This window comes from Variovorax sp. P4_D9, from assembly GCF_056401695.1.
Window position 1 is genome coordinate 1 of sequence record NZ_JBFUIU010000560.1, and the last position, 6058, is coordinate 6058.

The window sequence follows — 6058 nt, forward strand, 5'->3', positions numbered from 1 at the left end:
CGATGGTTGCGAGAGCTGATATTTGGCCTCTTCCACGTGAAATCACGCCACGGGGACATGTTGCGCACTCAGGTCGAGTGCGCTTAGCGAGAGGGACCATGCCGCTGGGGGTCAGTCAGGGTGCCGCGCCATCGAACGCGCGACCAAGCAAGCCTCGCAGTGCCGTTCTCTCGAGAGGCCGCGGATTCGGGTATTGATTTGACACCGCGAGTTCAGCCGCCTGGTCAAGTCCGCTGGCCAGCATACCAATTGCCGCGAGCGACACCGGGGCGCCATGCGCCCTCGCCAGTTCAAAAATGCCCGTGGGCGCATCCGCGACCATAAGTGCCTTCGCGATCCGACCCATAGCCACAGGCGCCGCCTCCGCGTTGTAGCGCAGTGCGTGCGGTAGAACTACCGTGTGCACCTCGGCATGAGGCAAGTCGAACGTGCCACCCAACGTATGGCACAGCTTGTGGTGCAGACCCATCGACACGGCCCCAAGCACTGTGCCGCAAAGCCAAGCGCCGTACAGCGCCAAACTGCGAGCTGAGAGGTCGCGAGGGTTCTCTTGAAGTGCTTGTAGCGACCCCGCGCAGGCGCGAATTCCTTCCTCCGCCATCAAGGCGATCACCGGATTGCCATCGTGGGCGTACAACCCTTCTGCCGCGTGCGCGATTGCGTTGATCGCGCTAGTGACGGTCAGCGTTAACGGCAACGAAAGCGTGAGCTTGGGATCGTAGACCACGACGCGAGGAAGCACGCGAGGATCCCGTCCAGTCTTCTTCAGCCCATTTTCGGTGATTCCATAGATCGGCGTGACCTCGCTGCCGGCGTAAGTGGTTGGTACCGCGATGATGGGTAGCCCGGCTTCCAGAGCAATGGCTTTGCCGAGTCCGACGGTGGACCCGCCCCCGATCGCTAGTGCGCAGTCCGCCTTCAATTCAACAGCAAGTGCGCGTGCCCTGCGTGCAACTTCAATCGGCACGTGCATGACAGCTTCGTCAAAGATCAATGCAACGCGGCCGGGGAGCCGATCCGCAATGGCTTGAGCCTGGTCGCGCTGGTTCGGCGTGCACATGACCAGTGCGCGCCTGGCGCCGAGACGCTCAAGCTCGGCAGGAAGCCGGTCGATGCTGTCCGGTCCAAAGACGATGCGCGACGCGTTCGCGGTGTAGATGAAATGTTCCATCATTGTGTCGGAGTGAGCGGGTAGTCGACCTGGTGCCGCGAGACGCGGATGTCGCCAAGCTCGCGCTTGACGCGAAGATGCTCAGGATGCGCCGCGTAGTCTTGCAGGCTCTGCGCGTCCTGGAAACGCGTGCAGAGCACCACGTCGCACGCATAGTCGATGCGGCTTGAATCAATTCCGATCTCAAGCTCTTGAAGGCCTGGAATCCTCCCCCGCAGCCCCAGGAACGCATCGCGAACCGTATTGCAATTCCTGCTTCGTTCTGCGGCCGTGACTCCAGCGACGCGCCACATGACGATGTGTCTGATCTCCATGGTCTAGTCCTTCGACGCGTTGCTCAAGACAAAGTCGTACTCGAGCGTATAGAACGGCACTTCCATGCGCGTTCCGTCGGGCGCCGTGCCTGGCTCATGCCGCTGCCAATCGGCGATGAGAGAAGAACGCACGCCGAACACGGCGTCCGAATCCAGATAGGTACCGCCTGAGCGGAACACGTGGGTGATGAGCGTCTTGTAACCGGGCACTTGAATCATGAAGTGAAGGTGTGCCGGTCGCCAAGGGTGGCGCCCCAGCTTGTCCAGCATCTGACCGACTGGGCCGTCATGGGGAATTGGATAGGGCACGGCCACGATGGATTTGAAGTGATAGCGGCCATCGTGTTGGCTGGCCAGATGGCCTCGGCCCTGAGCATGGTCGAGCTCCGGTCGCTGGACGTCGTATGAACCCTCGTCGTCCGACTGCCAGACGTCAATCCGTGCACTGGCGATCGGCTCGCCTCCGATCCCCCGGACTGTTCCGCTTACAAAGCAGGGTTCGCCCGTAGCACCATTGGAGATGTCATCGCCGGTGTCATACTTCGGCGCGTTGGGCACGAAGAAGGGACCGAACACGGTCGCCTCCGTGCATCCCGTCGGCCGACGATTGCACTGAGCAGTGACCAGCGTTGAAAGGCCGAGCACATCGGACAACAAGATGAACTCTTGGCGCTTGTCATCTGTGATCTTCCCAACGCGCGTGAGGAAGTCGATACCGCTTGACCACTCGTCTTCGGTGAGTTGCACTTCGCGTGCGAAGTCATGAAGGTGTCGCACAAGGCTGTCCATCACGGTCTTGAGGCGGGCATTGGATGCACCACCTTGCGCCTTCAGGACGGCACCAGTGATGGTCCATTCGTCGATGTCAATCATTTGATCTGCCTGTCTTGCCGGGTGCGTCTAGATCACGTCAGCTTGAAGAGCGACAAGGCGTTCGTTCGGCCGATCTTCCTGCGGTCTGCCTCACTGATGCTGGCGTCGTTGAACCAGTTCGAGGCGTGATCGACGTTCTCGAACGGCCAGTCGGTCGAGAACAGAATACGGTCCGATCCGATCTCGAGCATCGCATCAATCAGCGTCTGAGTGCGGAAGTTGCCCGAGGTCGTGAGGTAGAAGTTTTCTTGAAAGTAGTCGCAAAGCTTTCGCTTGGCTGGATAGCCCTTGGGTGCCTTGACCCAGGCGTTGCGATGATCGACGCGCCACATGTTGTAAGGAAGACCCTCGCCCAGGTGACCAAGGATGATCTTGAGGCCAGGATTGCGGTCGAAGAGGCCGCTTGCCATCAGGCGCAGCGCGTGCACGGCAGTTTCCTGAGCGAACGCCCAAGTGGGGCCGAGTAGCCATGGGTGGCCGTCATAGATCTGCGCCCAACTTTGCAACGGGTTGCGCGGATGCAGATAGAACGGCGCGTCAAGCCGTTCAACGGCGTCCCAGAACGAAGCGTACTGCGGCGCGTCATAGTAGACGACGTTGTCGGGTGTACCGACTTGCGAGAAGCCATTGACCAGCGCCCCGCGGAAGCCGAGGTCTTTCATGCATCGCTCGAGTTCTTGTGTCGCCTTTTCAGGGTCCTGCATGGGCAAGGCTGCGAATGCCTGGAAGCGGTCGGGTCTCTTCGCAACCTGCTCTGCCAGAAAGTCGTTGGCGCGAACGGAGAGCTCGTAGGCCTTCTTTGGATCGGGCACCGCTTGAACCGCGGGCGCGTTCAGCGAGAGAATCATCATCTCCATGCCGTGCTCGTCCATTTGGTGCAGGCGCTTGTCATGAATGTCGAGCAGACGACTGCTGAGTTCCGTCCAGTACTCACCCGGCACAAAGCCAGCTGAATCCTGCAACGTTTCGGGAATAGCAAAGTGCTCCTCGAGGCCGATCTTTCCTTGCACGTCTATCTCCTTTGTACGGCCGCGGGCCGGTGGTGGTCGATTGATGGCAGTTCCACAGCGGCGCCTGCCTCGTTGGCCAATGTATGAGGTCCGCTAGGTGCGGTCTAACGAAATTCGGTGATAGCGCGCATTTGAGAATCGAATGGAAGGGAGAGCAGGCTCAGACGTGGTAACCCGAGCAGCTCGATCTCTCTACCTTCGTGGTTCCACGTCGCTCTGGTTGGCGAACCCAAAAGTGCGGGCATCCACTGCGCAGGCACCCGTGGGTAGACCCGCCCCAACATTTCCATACTGCATAGGAGACATCAAGAATTTGCGTTGGACCACTTGAAGCAAGTTGCCCATCATCGGCAGCGTCGCCAAGCAACTTTCAATTCGAAATAGAGCGCGGCACATCCACACCATGCACAGCCTGCACCACCTCGGTTACCTGTACGAACTTGCCACGCTATGCGTCTCGGAGGCCTACCAACGCGCGCCTGCCGATGTGCAAGTCCTGCCTACTCGTTCTTAGCCATCAATCGGAGACAAGAGACATGCGCCAAATCGATCTTCATAAGCTGGCCGACGATGCCCGCTTCAACCGCTTTCACGGTCTTGTGCTGTTCTGGTGTGCGTTGATCATCGTATTCGACGGCTACGACCTGTCGGTCGTTGGAATCGCCCTCCCGTCGATCATGGCAAAGATGGGGGTAGACGCGACAAATGCCGGGTTCATGGTCAGTTCGGCCCTATTTGGCATGATGTTTGGCGCCATCTTCCTCGGCAGCATCGCCGACAAGATTGGCCGGCGCTGGGCGATCGCAATCTGCGTAGGCCTCTTCAGTGTGTTCACCGCCGCAGCCGGGCTCGCTAAGGATCCGGTCACGTTCGGCACGTTTCGCTTCCTCGCCGGCTTGGGCATCGGCGGAGTGATGCCGAATGTGGTTGCGCAGATGACCGAGTACGCCCCGAAGAAAATCCGCGCGACTCTTGTCACACTGATGTTCAGCGGTTACGCAGTTGGGGGCATCATGGCAGCGATTCTCGGCAAGGAGTTCATCGAATCGCACGGCTGGCAATCGGTATTCTTCGCGGCCGGTCTGCCGCTCATCCTGATTCCATTCATTTTGAAGTCGGTACCGGAGTCGATGCCGTTTCTGCTTGCCAAGGGCCGAACGGAGGAGCTGAAAAGGATCGCCTCGAAGCTCGATCCGAGCTACAAGCCACTGGCGACCGATCAATTTGTCGTTCCGGTCCAGGACAGGGCGGACAGTGCGCCGATCAAACACCTCTTTTACGACGGTCGAGGTTTCAGCACGGTCATGTTCTGGATCGCATTTTTTACGTGCCTGTTTATGGTCTTCGCGCTCAGTTCATGGTTGACGAAGCTCATGGCAAGCGCAGGCTACAGCCTCGGATCGGCATTGACGTTTGTGCTCGTGCTGAATGTCGGCGCGATGGCTGGCGCGATCGCCGGCGGTTGGCTCGCTGACAGGTTCCACATCAAGTACGTTCTCGCCGGCATGTTCGCGCTTGCTGCGATCTCGCTGACTTTGCTCGGCTACAAGATGCCTACGCCGATGCTGTTCATTCTCATCGGCTTGGCCGGCGCCTCGACAATCGGCACGCAGATCGTAGCCAACGCTTACACCGGACAGTTCTATCCGATGGCCGTGCGTGCCACCGGTCTGGGGTGGGCATTGGGCGTCGGGCGCAGTGGCGCAATTCTGGCGCCGATTCTGATTGGCGTATTGGTGGGGATGAACCTGCCGTTGCAACAGAACTTTATTGCGATTGCAATTCCGGCCGTCGTCGGGATGATCGCCGTCCTCCTGATCAATCACGACCGGTCGGCGTCTGCGCAGCGCGCTGACGTAGGCTCCGGAATGAATCAAGCCCCTACGAGCGGGTCTGGGCGCGTTGAGGCCGTCGAACTGCGCCGCCATGCCTAGCCTCTGCCACCTCTGTCATCACGAAGGCGATCGCCCTTCGAGAGTTTTCAAGCCTTCGTCCAGATTCAATACCACGCCCGAAAGGAGTGCCACGATGACCTCCGAGACCAAAAACTTGATGCAGAAATTCACCGTGTTCATCAACACGGCTGACGAGCGACTTGCTCAGGAACTTATCGACAAGGATGCCGTTTTTCATGTGCCAGGCCAAACGTCACCTCTGCAAGGCCCGGCGGGATACCTCTTCATCCTCACGATGATGCGCGGAGGCTTTCCGGACATTCAATGGACGCTCGAAGAGACGATCTCGGAAGGGGATCGGATCGCTGCACGGTTCACGATGCGCGGCACGCACAGAGGCACTTTTCTGGGGATGCCGGCGACTGGAAAACCGTTCGAAGTGCAAGCGATCAACTTTTATCGATGGTCCGATGACAAGATCGTGGAAGAGCACGGTCAGCCCGACTTGCTCGGGCTGATGCAACAGATCGGTGCGATTCCCACACCTTGAGGAGGACGCCGGATCGCGAGTCCCTTCTACCGAGCATCGTTGAATGTTTGGTCGTAGTTGGCGTCGGAGACGCAAATCAACTTCGGCGTGCGGAGCTGATGCGCGAGATCGAGTCGTACAACGCTGTGGGCGTGCCGCCTGGCTGATCAAGTGGAACCCGCGCACGACCAACGTGGCGGCGCTGGCCGAGCGCTTTGATGGTGACACCACCACGATCTGGGAGCATCCCCACGCTGGCAAACGAG

6 protein-coding genes are annotated in these 6058 nt (G+C 59.4%); 2 read left to right on the plus strand and 4 right to left on the minus strand.

Annotated features, from left to right (window positions below; genetic code table 11):
- Positions 1 to 115: 115 nt before the first annotated feature.
- The 4 genes from AC1DY5_RS38710 to AC1DY5_RS38725 are packed head-to-tail and all read right to left on the minus strand — an operon-like array spanning position 116 to position 3368.
- The gene (locus AC1DY5_RS38710; protein WP_478119763.1) at positions 116 to 1171 is read right to left on the minus strand and encodes a maleylacetate reductase; all 1056 of its coding nucleotides are present in this window, start codon (positions 1169 to 1171) and stop codon (positions 116 to 118) included.
- A complete protein-coding gene (locus AC1DY5_RS38715; RefSeq protein WP_478119758.1) occupies positions 1171 to 1485 on the minus strand; it encodes a Dabb family protein in 315 nt (104 codons plus the stop codon). The genes AC1DY5_RS38710 and AC1DY5_RS38715 overlap by 1 nt, the downstream gene beginning before the upstream one ends.
- Before the next feature lie 3 nt (positions 1486 to 1488).
- A complete protein-coding gene (locus AC1DY5_RS38720; protein ID WP_478119759.1) occupies positions 1489 to 2358 on the minus strand; it encodes an intradiol ring-cleavage dioxygenase in 870 nt (289 codons plus the stop codon).
- A 32-nt stretch (positions 2359 to 2390) separates the two neighbouring features.
- Positions 2391 to 3368, minus strand: coding sequence for an amidohydrolase family protein (locus AC1DY5_RS38725; RefSeq protein WP_478119760.1), 978 nt, complete (start codon positions 3366 to 3368; stop codon positions 2391 to 2393).
- Between the two features lie 536 nt (positions 3369 to 3904).
- On the opposite strand from AC1DY5_RS38725, the gene AC1DY5_RS38730 reads away from it, so the two are divergent.
- Both AC1DY5_RS38730 and AC1DY5_RS38735 read left to right on the plus strand, forming a co-directional pair.
- On the plus strand, positions 3905 to 5302 hold the full coding sequence (locus AC1DY5_RS38730; RefSeq protein WP_478119761.1) for an MFS transporter: 1398 nt from the start codon (positions 3905 to 3907) through the stop codon (positions 5300 to 5302).
- Between the two features lie 94 nt (positions 5303 to 5396).
- A complete protein-coding gene (locus AC1DY5_RS38735; protein ID WP_478119762.1) occupies positions 5397 to 5813 on the plus strand; it encodes an ester cyclase in 417 nt (138 codons plus the stop codon).
- The last annotated feature ends 245 nt before the right edge of the window (positions 5814 to 6058 follow it).